Consider the following 16,709-nt stretch of genomic DNA (forward strand, 5'->3'; position numbering starts at 1 on the left):
CCGGTCGCGCCCGACCGGAGGCCCCGATGCCGGCCGCAGGTCGGAGACGCCGCCTCCTACCGGGGGAGGAGGCGGCGCGCGAACGCCGCGTACGTGGGCCCGTCGGCCCGGTCGAGGACGGCGAAGGTGACCAGGTCGAACCGGCCCGCCGCGTCGGCCAGGGCGGTCGCGAACGCCTCCGCCACGGTGCCCGGGTCGTTGCGGAACACCCCGCAGCCCCAGGCGCCGAGCACCAGCCGCCGGTGGCCGTGCGCGGCGGCGACGGCGAGCACCCGCCGCGCCCGGGCACGCAGCACCGGGGCCACCCGGTCGGCGTCGGCGGGCTGCTGGCGCAGCAGGGCGCCGCGGTTGGGCGCGGCGGCGGTCAGGAACGACACCTCGTGGAAGGCGTCGAGCAGCCGCCCCCGGTCGTCGCGGAACACCGGCACCCGGGGCGAATGGATCACCCGGTCGCTGTAGAGCAGGTCCCGCTGCTCCCGGTGGTACGCGTAGAAGTCGGGAACCGCCGTCAGGCAGGGGAACAGCGCCGAGGCGCGGGCGATGCTCTCCTCCTGCGCCTGTGCCCCGGTGCGGAAGCCGCCGCCCGGGTTCTTCGCCGAGGCGAAGACCAGCGCGGCGACCTCGCCGTCGGCGGCGAGCCGGCGGGCGGCGTCCAGCGTGCTCTCCCCGGTCACCTCGACCGTCGGGGCGCCGCCACCGGGCGCGGGGGCGGGCAGCGGCTCGGCGGGCAGGTGCAGCCGGGTGCCGGCGACGGCGGCCCGCACCGGCTCGGCGAGCGGGACGGTCCGGCCCTGGCCGTTGACGTATCCGCCGGCGTCGAGGACGGCCAGTGTGTCGTGGGCCAGCGCCCGCAGCCGCGCGCTCACGACGGGCCGGCCGGCAGGTGCTGGACGAGTTGGACCGGGTTGCCGTCCGGGTCGGCCGTCCAGGCGATGAGCAGCCGGTCCAGCCAGACGTGCGGGGCGGCGAGCGCCGGCGCCCCCGCGGCGGTCAGCGTCGCGTACGCGGCCGCGGTGTCGTCGGTCCAGAGCACCACGGCCGCGCGCTGCCCGCGCGGCACCGGGTCCAGCCCGTGGTCGTCGCGGGTCGACGCCACCGAGGCGATGCCGATCCGGTAGGCGTCCAGCGTCAGGTCGACGTGGATCGGCGTGCCCTCGGCGGGCATCCGGAACGTCTCGGTGAAGCCCAGCCCGGCGTAGAAGGCGGCGGCCCGGGGCACGTCCTCGCTGAACAGGATCACCTGCGGGGTGCGGAACATCGACACCGGTGGACCGTACCGTCAGTCGGGCAGCATGGGCATCTCGAATCCGGGGTCGCGGCCGAGCAGCACCCCGCGGGTCAGCGCCCGCGAGCCGAACCGGTCCCGCACGGCGTCCACGGCGGCGTCCAGCGCCGGCCCCGGGTCGCGGGTGAACGGCAGGGTGAGCTGCACGTGCCCGTCGTCCAGGTTGCCGACGGCGACCCCGATCAGGGTGACGCCCCGGGTCTCGATCTCCGGCAGCGCGGCGCGCAGCAGCGACCGGGCGGCGGCCCGTAGCGGCCCGGTCTGCGCGGTCGGCTTGTCCAGCGTGTGCGCCCGGGTGGCCCGGGTGTAGTCGGCGAAGCGCAGCCGCAGGGTCACCGTGCGGCCGGTGCGCCGGGCCGCCCGCAGCCGCCCGGTCACCCGGTCGACCAGACCGGCCAGCACGGCGTCCAGCTCGGCGGGGGAGTGCGGCTCACGGCCCAGGGCGTGCTGCGCGCCCATCGAGGAGCGCCGCCGGCCGACCTGCACGGCGCGCGGGTCGCGGTTGTGGGCGAGGGCGTGCAGGTGGCGGCCGGCACCCGCGCCGAGCAGCGACACCAGGGTCGGCTCGTCAAGGCGGGCCACCTGCCCGACGGTGCGCAGGCCCCGCTCGCGGAGCTTCGCGGCGGTGACCGGGCCGACGCCCCAGAGCCGTTCCACCGGCAGCGGGTGCAGGAAGGCCAGCTCGCCCTCCGGCGCGACGACCAGCAGCCCGTCCGGCTTGGCCACCCCGCTGGCCACCTTGGCGAGGAACTTGGTCCGGGCCACCCCGACGGTGATCGGCAGGCCGACCTGCCGGCGTACCTCCCGGCGCAGCTCGGCCGCGATCCCGACGGGCGGGCCGACCAGCCGGCGCAGCCCGCCCACGTCGAGGAACGCCTCGTCGATGCTGAGCCCCTCGACCAGCGGCGTGGTCCGCCGGAAGATCTCGAACACCGCCCGGCTGGCCGCCGTGTAGGCCGCCATCCGGGGCGGCACCACGACGGCGTCCGGGCAGAGCCGCCGCGCCTGCCGGCCACCCATGGCACTGCGCACCCCGCGCGCCTTCGCCTCGTAGCTGGCGGCGAGGACCACGCCGCCGCCGACGATCACCGGCCGGCCGCGCAGCCCGGGGTCGTCACGTTGCTCGACGGAGGCGTAGAACGCGTCCAGGTCGGCGTGCAGGATGGTGGCCTCGCTCGACACGGGACCATGTTCGCACAGATGTTCGAACGGCGGGCCGGTCAGGGCATACTGATCGCCAGTTTGCCCAGGGCACCGGCGAACTCGGTCAGGGCCCGGGGCACCTCGTCCAGCTCGTAGCGGCGGCCGACCGGCACCCGGACGCGACCGGCCAGCACGTCGTCGGCGATCCGGTCGAGGGTCCTCCGCTCCGGTTTGCCGAAGATCGAGACGGCCGCCGGGTGCTGCTCGGGGCCGAAGCCGATGGTGGAGGCCAGCCGCCCGTCGGCGGCCAGCAACCCGGCCAGCGGTGCGCCCTCGCCGGCCAGGTGCACCACCGCCGAGACGCCGTCCGGGGCGAGCGCGCGCACCTGCCCGGTCAGGTCGCCGGTGTAGTCGACCACCTCGGCGGCGCCCAGGTCGCGGACGAAGTCGGTGGCGGGGCCGGGGCGGGCCGTGGCGACGACCCGGGCGCCGGCGAGTCGGGCGTACTGCACGGCCAGCGCGCCGACACCGCCGGTCGCCCCGGCCACCAGCACCGTGTCGCCGGGCCGGACGGCCAGCGCGTCGAGCGTGTCGATGGCGGTGGCGCCGGCCAGCCCGAGCACGCCCGCCGTGGAGAGCTCGATGCCGTCGGGGACGCGGGCGATGCCGTCGCCGCCGCCCACGCTCACGTACTCGGCCCACGTGCCGTCGCCCAGGTAGGGGCGCATGAGCACCCCGAACACCGGATCGCCGACCCGGAACTCGCTGGTGCCGCCGATCGCCTCGACCTCGCCGGCGAAGTCCTTGCCGAGTACCACCGGGTACCGGTAGTCCATCGCCCCGCGCATCGCCCCGTCCGCCGCCTTGCGGTCGAAGGCGTTGACCGAGGACGCCCGCACCCGGACCAGCACCTCGTCCGGGCCGGGACTCGGTCGGGCCAGGTCGTCCCGGGCGGTCGGCGCCGCCCCGTCCCGGTCGAGAGTGATCGCCCGCATCCGCTCGTCCCTTCTCCTGCGCCCGGCGGCGCCCGTCGGCCGCCCGGGCCGGGGCGGGTTTCCCGCCGGGGCAGCGGCTACACCCGGCCCGGTCCGGCGAGGGCGGGCCGGTCAGGCGCCGCGGGCGCGGGGCCGGCGGGACAGCGAACTCGGCGCGTTCACGCCCGCCTCGTCGCTCACGCTCATCCCCAGCCGCTCGACCAGTTCGCCGCCCAGCCAGCCGGTGAACCCGGCCAGCACGATGCCGGCGAAGCTGCAGACCAGCGCGCCGGCGTTCGGTTCCCAGTTGTCGGCGCCCCGGCGCAGCAGCCAGCTCACCGCGAACAGCACCAGCACGACCACGTTGCCGAGGCCGTGCGTCGCGCCGACCCGCTTGGCGCGGGTGCCGGCCGGGATGGCCCGCCAGTCGATCAGGCCGAACACCGCCGCGACCAGGCCGCCGATGATGCCGGCGGCGATGGTGTACGCGGCGGAGACCTGGAAGCCCGTCCGGTCGGTGATCAGGTACAGGATGTCGAAGATCACCGAGGTGGCGAGCAGTCCGAGCGGGAACACGATCAGGATGGGGTGGATTGCGTGCCCCATCGACTTCGCGCGACTCTCCATGCCGGTCCTTCCTTCTCGGCCCCAGGCGCGGCCGGTTTCCCCGCTCGGCGCCGACTACACCTCCCGCCGGGCGAGGGTGATGGCCTGCCGGGGCGGGCGGCGGACCACCGCGAGCCGGTCGCCACGCACCCGCACCGAGGTACGCCCGCCGTGCCGCCGCCGCACCGTCAGGTCGACCGTCGCGCCGCCCACCCGTACGCCCTCCAGCCGAAGGTCGGGCAGCCACTCGGGCAGGTGCGGGTCGATGAGGACCGCGTGCAGCGGCGCGGCCGGGCGCACCGCCAGCAGGGCCTGGACCAGGGCGACCACGGCGCTGGCCGACCAGGCCTGCGGGGAGCACGAGTTCGGGTAGACGCCCGGGTGCGGGTGGGCCGCGTCCCGGGGCAGGCCGCTGAGCACCTCCGGCAGCCGGTGTTCGGTGAAGAGCGCCGCGGCGCCGAACATGCCCTCGGCCAGCCGGTGCAGGTGCGGCCAGCAGCCGTACCGGGCCAGCCCCACGCCGATGGTGCCCGCCTCCACCGGCCAGACGCTGCCCCGGTGGTAGCTGAACGGGTTGTAGGCCGGGTGCTCCGCCGACAGGGTCCGCACGCCCCAGCCGCTGAACATGTCCGGGGCGAGCAGCCGGTCGGCCACCCGCTCGGCGACCCGGGTGGGCACGATGCCCGTGGCGAGCAGGTGACCGTCGTTGGAGTTGGTCGAGCGCACCGGGCGCTTGTCCGGCCCCAGCGCCATCGCGTAGCAGCCCCGGTCGGGCAGCCAGTACGCCCGGTGGAACCGCCGGCGCAGCGCCCGGGCCCGGGCCAGCAGGGCGGCGCCCCGGGCCGGGTGCCCCGTCACGGTGAACACGACGGCGGCGTGCCGGAGGGCGGCGTACCAGTAGCCCTGCAGCTCGCTGCTGGCGATCGGGTTCGGCACCACCTCGCCCCGCTCGTCGACGATCGCCGTGTCCGAGTCCTTCCAGCCCTGGTTCTTCAGCCCGCCGGGGGAGCGGCAGTGGTAGTCGAGGAAGCCGTCGCCGTCCGGGTCGCCGTACCGGTCGATCCACTCCAGCGCCCGGCGTGCCGTGGGCAGCAGCTCCCGCACGGTGTCCAGGTCGCCGGTCCAGGCCAGGTACTGGCCGAGGAACACCAGGAAGTCCGGCGCCGTGGACCAGTCGCCGTAGTAACCGGTGAAGGGGTTCAGCCCGAGCAGCGACACCGGCCCCTGCCGGGCCTCGTGCAGCGGCTTGCCGGGTTCCTCGTCCCGCCAGTCGTCCAGCCGCCGGCCCAGGTGCTCCGCGTTGAGGCGGAGGCTGTCGGCCAGCATGGTGGGGCCGGCCAGCAGGGCCTGCCAGGAGGCGGTCATCGTGTCCCGACCGAAGATCTCCTGGTAGATGGGGAGGCCGGCGATCGGCGCCGTCGGGCCGGCCGGCTCGCCGAGTGGCAGCACGGCCAGGTCGCGCACGGCGCACCGCCAGGCCGCGGTGACGTCGAAGTTGCTGCTGGACAGACGGGCCAGCTCGGCGTCCAGCCGCGCCCGGGCCCGGGCGGCGGGGTCGTCGGGCTCGGCGAAGGTGGCCGGGGGCGGGGGTAGCCGGGTCCCGTCGAAGACCGGCTCGACGAGCAGTTCGGCGCCGGCGCTGCCGCCTGGCGGCACGGCCAGCTCGACGCTGAACCCGCCGTCGGCGTACGCCACCGGGGCATCGGCGCGCAGCCGGACCGCCACCGCCCGGTCCAGGCCCCCGTGCCGGTAGGTGAGCAGCAGCTCGGCGGAGTCCGGGTCCCACCCGGCCCCCACCTCGCCGACCTGGAGCCGGCGGCCCGCCTCGGCCTCGCTGGTGTCGGCGAAGTCCGCCTCGACCGTCACCCCCAGCCGGAACCGCAGCGGCCGGGCGGCGTAGCTGACCACGGTGAACCGGCTGCGCAGCCCGGGGCCGACGAACCGCTCGACGGTCAGGTACGCGGCCCGCGACGGCAGCACCTCCCCGTCGCCCAGCTCCGCGTAGGAGAGCTGGGCGTGCCCCCGCACGTTGGCGGTGGCGAACGGCACCGGCTCCCGGCCGTCCACGGTGATCCGCTCCCGGCTGAGCACCCGGGTGTTGCGGGCGTAGAAGCCCTGCGGGTCCGCCCCGGCGATCCGGCCGCGCACATCGGTGACCAGGGTGCTCCACCCGCTCGCCACATAGAGGAGATCGGGCCGGACGCGCAGGTTGCCCACCCAGGTCATCCGCCCGCCGTTACCCGTTGGCGCCCCCGCTACACCGCGGGGTCAGGGCGCGGTGCGGGCCCGGTCCCGGACGAGCAGCTCGACGGCCACCGCGATGGCCACCGCCTCCACGGCCAGCAGGGTGAGCAGGATCAGCAGTTGGGTGGCCCCGGCGCGGACCGGACCGGCCCCGCCGAGCAGCACGCCGACGAACGCGCCGGGCAGGGTGACCAGCCCGACCGTGCGGGTCTGGTCGAGCGCCGGGACGAGGGCCTGCCCGGCGGCCGGGCGGCAGATCTCCAGCGCGGCGTCGCGGGGGAGCAGCCCCAGGGCCAGTCCGGCCTCGTACTCGCCGTGCCGGGTGCGCAGCTCGTCGAGGGTGCGCCGGCCGGCCAGGCTGGTCGCGGTCATCGCCCCGCCGATCAGGATGCCGGCGGTCGGCAGCACCACGAGCGGGGTCGCCGGCAGGGCCCGGCTCGCCAGGAGCACGGCCAGGCTGGGCACCACCCCGGCGGCGATGGCCAGCGGGGCGACGCGGGCCGGCCCCTCCGCGCCGATCCGCCGGCGCGCGGTGAACGCGGCGACGACGTACATGAGCAGCACGAACGCGGCGGTGCTCCACCAGGCGCGGAGCACCGCGACGATGACCAGCGAGACGACGCCGAGCTGGACGGTGGCCCGGGCCGCCGCGGTGAGCACGGTGCGGGCCCGGCCGAGCCCGGTGAGCCGCAGCACGGCGGCGCCGGCCAGGGTGAGCGCGGTGAGCGCGACGACCAGAGCCGGGCCGATCGGTACCGTGCCGCCGCTCACCCGGTGATCGTATGCCGGCGGCCGGCCGGCGGGTGCGCTCCCGCCGGCCGGCCGGCCGATGTCACCGGCCGTAGACCTCGAACTCGTAGAGCGAGAAGCCGTACGAGGTGGCCCGCTTGACCCCGTACATCCGCACGTAGCGGGCGGTGACCGGGGCGAGGGTCACGGTGTCCGTCCCGCCGTTGCCGGCGGTGGTGCTGAACACCGGCTGCCAGGTGCCGCCGTCCGCGGAGACCTCGATCCGGTACGCGCTGCCGTACGCGGCCTCCCAGCGCAGCACCACCCGGCTCACGGTGTGGGCCGAGCCGAGGTCGACCCGGATCCACTGGTTGTCGTTGTAGCTGCTGGCCCAGCGGCTGCCCAGGCTGCCGTCGACCGCCTTGTCCGGGGTGTGGCTGGTGAGGAACTGGGTGCTCGACGCGGTCGTGACGCGCCCCTGGGCCAGGTTGGTGACGTCGTCACCGCGGCGCGCCGGGAACGAGACGACCTGCTGGTAGGTGGGGCGGTTCTGCCAGGCGATCAGCGGGTGGGTGATGCCGCCGAGCCCGGACTGGGCGATGGCGTCGGCGCACCACTGGTCGCCCGCCCCGCACGACTTGTCGCCCGGGTAGACGGTGCCGACCGGCACCGCGGCCGCCTGCCCGAGGGTGTCGAGCAGGCTCTGCCGGCAGGCACCGAGGTTGCCGTTGCCGCAGTACGGCCGCCCCAGCCCGCCGGCCACCGGGTCGCCGAGCACAGTGCGGATGTCCTTGTCGACGTACCCCCACCAGCCGTACTGGAAGGAGGAGCCCTTGTGCGGCTGGCCCTGCAGCGCCCACACGGCGCTGCCGTCGCGCCCGCCGTTCTGGCCGCCGGACGGCGCCTCGTTCACCTCGATGGCGTCGACCAGCGCCGCGTAGAGGTCGGGACCGAGGCCGGGGCGGAACTCCGCGGCGGCCAGCAGCGGCCACCAGGCGTCGAAGATCCGGATGGCGTCGGCGTGCTGGTAGACCCTCGACCCGGCGGCGGTCTCCACCCGGCGGGCGCCGGCCTGCTGCCAGGCCCGCAGCTTGGTCACGGCGTCGGCCAGCGCCGGGTCGGTGACCGGCGCGCTGCCGAGCACCCGGAGCAGGTCGCCGAGGACCTGCTGTCCCCGCAGGTCGGTGACCGCGGCGTCGGCCATGATCCGCACGACGTCGGCGCGGCCCAGTTTGCGCTGGGCGATCGCGGCGCGCACCGGGCCGTCCAGGAGCTGGGCCCGGTGGACCGGGCCGAAGCTGAAGTTGCCGTCGGCCGCGCCGAAGTCCCGGGCCTGCTTGTTGTTCCAACTGACGTAGTAATCCTGGTTCACCGACTGCGGGTGGGCGGCGGCCGGGGTGTAGGTGGCGGTGTTGGTGTCCGGGTTCCAGCCGACCCACTCGTAGGCCGCCTCGGCGCGGGTGGGCAGGTTGGGGTCGGCCGTGGACGGCCGGACCGGGTTGGATCCGGAGTTGAAGTAGGCCGCCTCGGTCGAGTTGACGTAGAACCAGTTGAACGCGTAGCCGACGGTCGCGGCGGACTGCTGGAACGCGGCCGCGGAGCCCATCGCGGCCGGGTCGTTGTACGCCTGGAAGCCGATCGCCGAGTCGGCCTCGTGCCGGTAGGTGGAGCGCAGCTTGGTGAACGCGGTCGGCTGCCCGTTCACCAGCCCCCGGTACGCGACCAGCCCGTACCGCGTGCGCAGCGCGCGCAGCGTGTACGAGCCGGCCGGGGTGGAGTCGGCCAGTGTCGGCGACCAGGAGTTGCGGTGTTCGATGACCTCCATGGCCACGCACTGCCCGTGCCACAGGTAGCGGGTCGACCCGAGTGTCGGGGCGCTGCCGTCGGTGGTGCACAGCGGCACGGCGTACGTGTCGGTGAGGTCCTGGGCGGCGGAGGTGGCGCTCCACGCGTAGTCCTGGCCCCGGCCGAGCAGCACGTACAGGTTCAGCCCGGCGAAGGCGGCGCCGCGGGCGCTGACCCCCGGCCCCTGCAGTTCCTGGAGCATGAGCAGTTGCGGGGCGAAGTAGCCGGTCTGCGGGCCGAACACGGCGACCGGGTTGCCGGTGGTGGTGTGCCGGCCGGAGACCACCACGGCGTTGGACATGCCGTGCGAGCGCAGTCCGGCGAGACCGCTGAGCAGCCCCTGCGTGCTGGCGCCGCCGCCGCCGGCCGTGGCGGTGGTGGCCCCGCCGGTCTGGTCGTAGGCGAGCGGCTCGGACACGACGCTGCCGGCGTCGGGGAGCACCGCGCCGGTCGCGCCGGCCGGGGTGGCGCCGTACGGGAAGCTCTGCCCGTCGTGCAGGGTGAGCACGGTCTCCGGGTCGTTCTGGGACCGGAACGCCTGCCAGACCCGGTCGCCCTCGGCGGCGCCGAACTTCGCCCGGGCGGCCACCCGGACCAGGGCGGACTGGATCTCGGAGCCGCCGCCCCCGCCGAACAGCCCGCCGACGACGCCGGCGGTGGCGATCAGGTCGGTCATGGTGAAGTGCTTCGGTTTGCCGGCGCCGGCCAGCACGTACTCGCCGGGGTAGTTGTCGGCGCTGATGGACTGGTCGATGTAGGCGTTGACGCCGGCGATGTAGTCGGTGACGTCGTCGTAGAGCTGCTGGCCGCGGGCGCCCTTCTGGCGCAGCGCGTCGACCTGGGCCTGCAGGTCCGCCTCGGTGTAGGGCGAGTTGGCCCAGATGCTCTGCTCCAGCTCCCGGTTGCCCGGGGCGCCGCCGGCGAAGGAGGTGAGCGTGCCGCGACCGGCGTGCCGCAGCAGGTCCATCACCCAGAGCCGGTCCTGGGCCCCGGCGTAGCCGGCGCCGAACATGGTGCCCGAGCGGGTGGTGCCGGTGACGTGCGGCACGCCGGTCGCCCGGTCGCGCACGATGGTGACGTCCGCGCGGGGCCGCACGGTGCTCTCCACCTGCCCGTCGGGCACGCCGAACGAGGCGTCGTTGTAGAACTGCGCGATCTGCTCGTCGGTGAGCCCGGCGTAGCCGTAGACCAGGTTCGCGTACTCGTCGAGTTGGTCGCTGGAGTGCGCGGGGCGGGTGCCGAGCGCCTGGTGGGCGAGGATCGCGGCGAGGGTGGCGTTGCCGTTCTCGCCGGGCGGCAGGATGTCGGCGCACTGGCCGAGGCAGTAGTCGTCGGGGGCGAAGGTGGTGGCGGCGAGCGCCGGTGACGGTGGGACGACCGTCAGGGCGCTCGCGGTGAGGGCGGCGGCGGCCAGCGCCGCGAGCCGGGCACGGGTGGTGGGACGGGGCATGGCGGATCCTCCGGGATGTGCGGAGTCGGGCCGGGGCTGCGCCCGGCTACCGCTTGCCGACGTCTCGCCCTCCGTGCCCGGGCGTCACACCCGGAGGTGAGAGTGACTCATGTCTACCTCCGGGTAATGATTGATGTCGTTCCATGCCTTGGGATAGATGCCGTTCACCAGGCGCGAATGCCGACGTTTCGGCGCGATTACGGCAGCGCGAGCACGGCCTGGTGACCCAGGTGGTCCGACGCCCACCGGCCGGCGGGGGTCTGCCGCTCGGTGCCGAAGACCTCGCTGGACACCGGCACCACCGTGCCGCGGACCAGCACCATGTCGATCCGGTGCTCGACGTCGTCGGCCGGCTCGGTCAGGTCGTCGCCCAGCCCGGCGGTCCAGCCGGGGTCGCCGGGGTGCAGGACCGGCCAGGTGTCGACCATCCCGCCGGCGACCAGGGCGAGGTACGCGAGCCGGTTGTTCGGGTCGGGCAGTTCGGGTCCGCTGTTCAGATCACCGACGAGGATCAGCCGGCCGGGCACGCTCAGCGGGCCGCGCAGCAGCTCCTGCGCCTGCAGCAGGCGTACCCCGGGGTGGAACGCCTCCAGGTGGGTGTTGACGAACCGGAAGGCGCGGCCGCCCAGCGCGGCGTCCACCGCCGTCCAGCCGCGGGTGCTCGTGGCGGTGCCGCCGGTGGCGGCGAGCGGGAAGACCAGGTTGTTGACGAAGTTGCCCGACGAGGTGCCGTTCACCTTGATCCGGCCGCCGTGCCGCATCAGGATCACGTCGCGCATGGTGAGCCGGACGTCCCGCAGGTGGGGCGCCCCGGCCGGGGCCTCCAGGTCCGCCTCGTCCCGCGCCACGACGACGTCGTACGGGTGGCCGGACTCGGCCAGCTCCGCCATCAGCAGGGCCAGGTAGTCGTACCGGACCTCGGTGGCCGGGGCCGGGTCGCCGAGCGGGCCGGTGCGCCAGAGTGCCACCTCCTGCAGGCCGACCAGGTCGGGCTTGCGCTCGCGGATCTCGTCGGCGATCAGCGCCGCCCGGGCCGGGAAGTCGACCAGGTCCACGTGGCTCAGCAGGGCGGCGTTCGCGGCCAGGAACGCCGGCAGGGTCGGCGCGGTGATCGACGGCGTGAGATCCCCGCCCAGGTAGAGATTGCGGGTCAGCACGGCGACCTTGGGCCCGGCTTCCGCGTGTGCCGGTGGGGCGACGAGCCCCAGGCCGGCCACCGCGAGGGCGGCCGCGGTGGCCAGCCTGGCCAGGCGTCGGAGGTGTGCGCGAGGGCTGCCGTCCATGACTGTCGTCCTTTCCGGCGGGATCCGTGGATCCGCGTACGCTAACGCCGGTCAGGCCAGCGTGGACACCGCCGTTCGGGCCACCTCCACCCGGCGGTCAGGCCTGGGGCTGGCCGATGTCCACCATCCAGGAGGTGCCGAACCGGTCCACGCACATGCCGAACTCGTCGCCCCACATCTGCTTCTCCAGCGGCATGGTGACGGTCCCGCCCTCGGCGAGCTGCTCCCACCAGCGGCGCAGGTCGTCCACGTCGTTGCCGCTCAGGCTGACCGCCATGTTGGTGCCCGGGGTGAATTCCATCCCGGGCGGGGTGTCGGAGGCCATCAGCGTGAAACCGCTGGGAGTCTCCAGTTGCGCGTGCATGATCCGGTCGGCCAACTGCGGGTCCGGGTTGCCGAACTCGCCGAAGGTGTTCATCCGCAGGTCGCCGCCGAACACCCGCTGGTAGTGCTCCATCGCCTCCCGGGCGTTGTCCTGGAAGCTCAGGTACGGATTGAGTCTGGACGTCATCGTCTCGCCTCCTCGGTGTCGTGACCTGGGCATCGTCGCAGAGGGACGGGCCGCGGCCAACGAGGCGCGACGGGCGAGTGTGGACGGGAGCGGTGGAGGTGGCGCCGTTGCCACCTCCACCGCCTTCCCCGCCGGTGCGCCGTCAGTTCTTCTGGAACGACTGGCGCACCACACCCCCCACCAGGGCGCACCAGGTGGTGGTGCTGACCTTGCCGTTCGGCGCCAGACCGTGCAGGCGCTGCAGGTCCTGAAGGGCCTTCTTGGTCGGGTGGTCGTACGCGCCGGTGATCGCCACGTCGGCGTAGCCCTTCAGGTTGAGCATGAACTGCACGGCCTGCACCGGGATGCCGGTGGCGTCCTTGTCCAGCTCGGGCGCGAGGGTCTCCCAGGTCGGCGCGGTGAGGGTGGCGTCGATGTCGACCGGGATGCCGTTGCGCGCCTGCCAGTCCTGCACGGCCGCCACGGTGGCGGCGTCGAACACGCCGGTGACCGGGACGGTGTAGCCGCGGAAGGTGAGCAGGTACTGCGCGACCTGCACGACCGGGCCGCCGACGAAGCGCCAGATGTCCGGCCAGCGGCGGGCCGGCACGTCGGCCAGGTGGGTGCCGAGCTTGGCGAAGACCCGGCGGCGCAGCGCCGGGAACTCCCGGTAGAACATCGCGCCCGGGCACTGCGTGGCCCGGAAGTCCCAGTGACCGAAGATGTCGTGCGCGTGCAGCCCGTACTGCCGGCAGACGGTGGTGCAGAGCTTCACCAGCGAGTCGAGCAGCTCGTCGGGCGGGGTCTCGGTGACGTAGGTGCCCTCGTTCTCGATGCCGATGGCCCGGCCGTTCTCGCCGGGGCAGTGCGCCGAGATCATCTGCCGGTCGCCGGCCTGCAACCGCTCCAGGCTGCCGTGCCGGCCCTCCAGGACGTGGCCGCCCCTGCTGACCGTGAAGTGCTGCCCGGTGTCCGACCAGCGGTTGGTGTCCATGTGCAGGTCCTGGCAGTCGCGGGCGAGCTGCTTGGCGTGTTCCTCGGAGTAGTCCGTGCTGTTCGGGAACGCCATGTGGTGCACGATGATCTTGTTGGTCGCGATCGCGCTGATCGACAGCGGATCCGCCGGCGGGCGGGCGCCCCACTCGTCGCAGCTGATGATCCAGTCGAGGTCCGCGTCCGGCGCGGCCTGCGCGGCGGCCGGGAAGGCGAGTTCGCTCCCGACGACCGCGACCGCGGCGGCGCCGAGGCCGGCCCGCAGCAGGGTACGACGGTCCAGCTCGGGGTGGTCGAAGTGCATGGCATCTCCTCAGTGGCCCGTGGGTGGCCGGGCGTGTAAAGGAACTCCAACTGCTGCGCGCGAAGTGGAGAATATTGCCAGGATCGGTCGGTGCGCCAGAGGACAAATGCGACGACCGCCGATCGCGGGACCTTCTCTCCTACCGCAGGAGTAGGCGATGTCACGTCCGGTGGGTGGGACGGCGAGCGCCCCGCCGCCGGTCGTCGTGGCAGCCTGGACCCGTGCAGCCGCCCCGCCTCACCGGTGTCCTGGTGCTCGTCGCGGTGCTCGCGGCCGCCGCCGCCTTCGGCTGGTGGCGACGCCGTCGCGACGGCCGGCTGCGCGCCGTGTCCCCGGCCGGCGACGCGCCGCACCGGGCCGCGTTGGCCGCCCTCGGTGTCCGCCCCGGCACGGTCACCCTGGTCCAGTTCTCCGCCCCGGTCTGCGCGCCCTGCCGGGCCGCCCGCCGGGTGCTCGAGGACGTTGCGGGGCGGCTCGACGGGGTCGCCCTGCTGGAGGTGGGCGTCGATGAGCACCTCGACCGGGCCCGCGAGCTGGACGTGTGGCGTACCCCGACGGTGCTGCTGGTGGACGGCGCCGGCCGGATCGTCCGGCGGGCCGCCGGCGTGCCGGACCGGGCGGACCTGCTCGCCGCGCTCGTCCCGCTGGCCGGCGGGGTGCGGGCGTGACCGGGGTCCGGCTCATCCGGCGGCGGGTGGTGGATCACGGGCGGCTCGCGGCGAGCCTCTGTGCGCCGGTCGCCACCGCCTGACCCACCCCTTCGCCGCCGAACGGAAGCCCTCATGCTGCTCGACCCTCGCGGGCCGCGGTTCGCCGCCGCCCTCACCACCGTCGTCCTCGCCGTCGCCCTGGTCACCGGCTCCGGCTGGCTCGTGCTGGCCCAGGCCGTCGTCTTCGCGCTGACCGCCGTCCACCCGCGACTCGGCCCGTACGGCCTGGTCTTCCGCGCCGTGGTCGCGCCCCGGCTGGCCCCGCCGGCCGAGCTGGAGCCGTTCGCCCCGGTCCGCTTCGCCCAGCTCGTCGGACTCGCCTTCGCCACGGTCGGCGCGGCCGGCTGGCTGGCCGGGCTGCCGCTGCTCGGGCTGGTCGCCACGGCCGCCGCGCTCGCCGCCGCCTTCCTCAACGCGGCCTTCGGGCTCTGCCTCGGCTGCGAGGGCTACCTGGCCATCCGCCGGCTCACCGGCCGCCCCCTCGCCGCCCGGACCCCGGCCCGCCCCGGCTGACCGGCCCCGCCCAGCTCAGCCCCGGTTGGAAACGTTTTCGTAACGAGCCCTTGACCTGACCGTCGGGTCTGGCGCAGACTCCCGGAAACGTTTACAGCAAGCAGCTGGAGGTGCGGGGCGTGGGTCGTAAACGTTTACAGGAGTCGGTCGACGGCCGGCCCACCGTCCACACCGTCGCCGCCCGCGCCGGTGTCTCCATCGCATCCGCCTCGCGCGTGCTCAACGGCGTCGGCGGCAGCCCGGAGACCGTCCGCAAGGTGCGCGAGGCCGCGGCCGAGGTCGGGTACGTGCCCAACGCCATCGCCCGCTCGCTCCAGTCCCAGCGCACCGGCCTGGTCGCGCTCGCCGTCGAGGACATCGGCAACCCGGTGTACGTCGAGATGATGCGGGCCATCGAGTCCGTGGTCGCCGCGTCCGGGCGGCAGCTCCTGGTGCACGCCACCGGCGGGCAGATCGACAACGAGACCGCGCTGCTGCGCCGGCTGGCCCACCGCTACGTCGACGGGATGATCGTCTCCCCGATCCGGGTCACCGACGACCACCTCGCCGCGCTGGTCGACAGCCCGGTGCCGGTGGTCGTGGTCGGCCAGCTCGCCGCCGACGCGCCGGTGGACAACGTCCGCACCGACTCGCGTACCGGCGTGGGGTTGGCCGTCGACCACCTGGTCGCGGCCGGGCGGCGGCGGATCGGCTTTGTCAACGGTCCACTGGACACCGTGCCCGGCACGGCGCGCGACGCCGGCTTCCGGGCCGCCCTCGCCGGGCACGGCATCGCGCTCGACGAGCGCCTGGTCGAGGTCGGCGACTTCCGGTACGCGGCCGGCCGGGCCGCCACCGAGCGCCTCCTCGCCCGGGCCCAGCCCGACGCGCTGGTCTGCGCCAACGACCTGATCGCCGTCGGCGCGCTGCACGCCCTGCTCGCTGCCGGCCGGCGCGTCCCCGACGACGTGGCGCTGGTCGGCATGGACGACACCGAGCTGGCCCGGATGATGTTCCCCCAGCTCTCCAGCGTCTCCCTCGGCTCGGCCGAGCGCGGTCGCCGCGCCGCCGAACTGCTGCTGTCGCGCATCGCCGACCCGACCCTGCCGCCGCGCCGCGAGCAGGTCGCCCCCAGCCTCGCCGTGCGCGCCTCCAGCGCCACGAGCCCGCCGTTCGTTCCCGCGCCGGCCGAGCCGGCGCCCGCGCCGCGTACCCCGGAGGTGACGGCATGACCATGGTGGCCGAACGGCCCGACGTCGCCCGCGCCGACGGGCCCCGCAAGGCCCGGTCCCGCTCCGACCGGCTCGGCATCTACCTGCTGCTGCTCCCGTCCCTGCTGCCCATCATGGTGCTGTCGGTCTTCCCGCTGCTGCGGGGCATCTACCTCGGCTTCACCGACGCCCGGGCCGGCCGCAACGTCGAGATCAGCTTCACCGGGCTGGCCAACTACCGGGAACTGCTCGGCGACCAGCTGTTCTGGAACTCGTTCAAGATCGGCCTGCTCTGGGCGGTCGGGGTGACCGTGCTCCAGTTCGTGCTCGCCCTCGGCCTGGCGCTGCTGCTGAACCAGCAACTGCGCTTCCGCGGAGTGGCCCGGGTGCTGGCCGTGGTGCCCTGGGCGATGCCGCCGGTGGTCGTCGGCATCCTCTGGAAGCTGGTCTACCACCCGGACGCCGGCCTGCTGAACGAGTTCTTCCACCAGATCGGCGCCGACGGGATGCGCACCAACTGGCTCGGCGACTTCAGCACCGCCCTGCCCGCGGTCATCATCGTCGGCGTCTGGGCCGGCATGCCGCAGACCACCGTGGTGCTCCTCGCCGGGTTGCAGGGCGTGCCGCGTGAGCTGCACGAGGCGGCCGCCGTCGACGGCGCGAGCACCTGGCACCGGTTCCGCAACGTCACGCTGCCCGCCATCGCGCCGGTCGTCGTGGCGATCACCTCGCTCGACTTCATCTGGAACTTCAACTCGTTCGGGCTGGTCTACGTGCTCACCGCCGGCGGACCGGGCGGCAAGACCATGCTGCCGATGCTCTTCGCCTACGAGGAGGCGTTCCGCTACGGCAACTACGGCTACGCCGCCGCCCTCGGCAACGTCATGGTCGTGATCATCGTCGCGCTGCTCGCGGTCTACCTGCGGCGCCGACTCCGGGAGGCGAACTGA

Annotated in this window: 15 protein-coding genes; 4 read left to right on the forward strand and 11 right to left on the reverse strand. The window is 74.7% G+C overall.

Features of this window, described 5'->3' with window-relative positions; genetic code table 11:
- Nucleotides 1-56: 56 nt before the first annotated feature.
- From ACFYPD_RS08415 to ACFYPD_RS08465, 11 genes are all read right to left on the reverse strand, one after another.
- Nucleotides 57-866 carry a TIGR02452 family protein gene (locus ACFYPD_RS08415; RefSeq protein ID WP_387110361.1) on the reverse strand — a complete coding sequence of 270 codons (810 nt, stop codon included), beginning with the start codon at nt 864-866 and terminating at the stop codon, nt 57-59.
- Nucleotides 863-1,258 (reverse strand): VOC family protein, encoded by a 396-nt coding sequence (locus ACFYPD_RS08420; RefSeq protein ID WP_387110608.1) that lies wholly within the window; start codon nt 1,256-1,258, stop codon nt 863-865. Before ACFYPD_RS08420 ends, ACFYPD_RS08415 begins: the two co-directional genes overlap by 4 nt.
- A gap of 21 nt (nt 1,259-1,279) precedes the next feature.
- Nucleotides 1,280-2,467 carry a DNA polymerase IV gene (gene dinB / locus ACFYPD_RS08425; RefSeq protein WP_387110362.1) on the reverse strand — a complete coding sequence of 396 codons (1,188 nt, stop codon included), beginning with the start codon at nt 2,465-2,467 and terminating at the stop codon, nt 1,280-1,282.
- A gap of 38 nt (nt 2,468-2,505) precedes the next feature.
- Complete coding sequence (locus ACFYPD_RS08430; protein ID WP_387110364.1) at nt 2,506-3,423, reverse strand: NADP-dependent oxidoreductase; 918 nt, start codon at nt 3,421-3,423, stop codon at nt 2,506-2,508.
- Nucleotides 3,424-3,534: 111 nt separating this feature from the next.
- The gene (locus tag ACFYPD_RS08435) at nt 3,535-4,029 is read right to left on the reverse strand and encodes a DUF2231 domain-containing protein (RefSeq protein WP_387110366.1); all 495 of its coding nucleotides are present in this window, start codon (nt 4,027-4,029) and stop codon (nt 3,535-3,537) included.
- Between the two features lie 54 nt (nt 4,030-4,083).
- Nucleotides 4,084-6,234 (reverse strand): glycogen debranching N-terminal domain-containing protein, encoded by a 2,151-nt coding sequence (locus ACFYPD_RS08440; RefSeq protein WP_387110368.1) that lies wholly within the window; start codon nt 6,232-6,234, stop codon nt 4,084-4,086.
- Nucleotides 6,235-6,276: 42 nt separating this feature from the next.
- Entirely contained in the window at nt 6,277-7,023 is a 747-nt protein-coding gene (locus ACFYPD_RS08445) for an ABC transporter permease (RefSeq protein WP_387110370.1), read from the reverse strand.
- A gap of 61 nt (nt 7,024-7,084) precedes the next feature.
- On the reverse strand, nt 7,085-10,276 hold the full coding sequence (locus ACFYPD_RS08450; protein WP_387110372.1) for a penicillin acylase family protein: 3,192 nt from the start codon (nt 10,274-10,276) through the stop codon (nt 7,085-7,087).
- A 197-nt stretch (nt 10,277-10,473) separates the two neighbouring features.
- Nucleotides 10,474-11,559, reverse strand: a complete 1,086-nt coding sequence (locus ACFYPD_RS08455) for an endonuclease/exonuclease/phosphatase family protein (protein WP_387110374.1) — start codon at nt 11,557-11,559, stop codon at nt 10,474-10,476.
- 97 nt (nt 11,560-11,656) lie between these two features.
- Nucleotides 11,657-12,070: a VOC family protein gene (locus ACFYPD_RS08460; RefSeq protein ID WP_387110376.1), complete on the reverse strand. Its 414-nt coding sequence runs from the start codon at nt 12,068-12,070 to the stop codon at nt 11,657-11,659.
- 142 nt (nt 12,071-12,212) lie between these two features.
- Nucleotides 12,213-13,346: an N-acetylmuramoyl-L-alanine amidase gene (locus ACFYPD_RS08465; RefSeq protein ID WP_387110378.1), complete on the reverse strand. Its 1,134-nt coding sequence runs from the start codon at nt 13,344-13,346 to the stop codon at nt 12,213-12,215.
- 221 nt (nt 13,347-13,567) lie between these two features.
- On the opposite strand from ACFYPD_RS08465, the gene ACFYPD_RS08470 reads away from it, so the two are divergent.
- The 4 genes from ACFYPD_RS08470 (at nt 13,568) to ACFYPD_RS08485 (ending at nt 16,709) form a co-directional block, all read left to right on the forward strand.
- On the forward strand, nt 13,568-14,014 hold the full coding sequence (locus tag ACFYPD_RS08470) for a TlpA family protein disulfide reductase (RefSeq protein WP_387110380.1): 447 nt from the start codon (nt 13,568-13,570) through the stop codon (nt 14,012-14,014).
- A 114-nt stretch (nt 14,015-14,128) separates the two neighbouring features.
- Nucleotides 14,129-14,569: a DUF4395 domain-containing protein gene (locus tag ACFYPD_RS08475; protein WP_387110382.1), complete on the forward strand. Its 441-nt coding sequence runs from the start codon at nt 14,129-14,131 to the stop codon at nt 14,567-14,569.
- A 119-nt stretch (nt 14,570-14,688) separates the two neighbouring features.
- Nucleotides 14,689-15,780 carry a LacI family DNA-binding transcriptional regulator gene (locus tag ACFYPD_RS08480; protein ID WP_387110383.1) on the forward strand — a complete coding sequence of 364 codons (1,092 nt, stop codon included), beginning with the start codon at nt 14,689-14,691 and terminating at the stop codon, nt 15,778-15,780.
- On the forward strand, nt 15,777-16,709 hold the full coding sequence (locus ACFYPD_RS08485; RefSeq protein WP_387110385.1) for a carbohydrate ABC transporter permease: 933 nt from the start codon (nt 15,777-15,779) through the stop codon (nt 16,707-16,709). Before ACFYPD_RS08480 ends, ACFYPD_RS08485 begins: the two co-directional genes overlap by 4 nt.

The organism is Micromonospora sp. NPDC005299, assembly GCF_042872345.1.
Taxonomy (GTDB): domain Bacteria; phylum Actinomycetota; class Actinomycetes; order Mycobacteriales; family Micromonosporaceae; genus Micromonospora.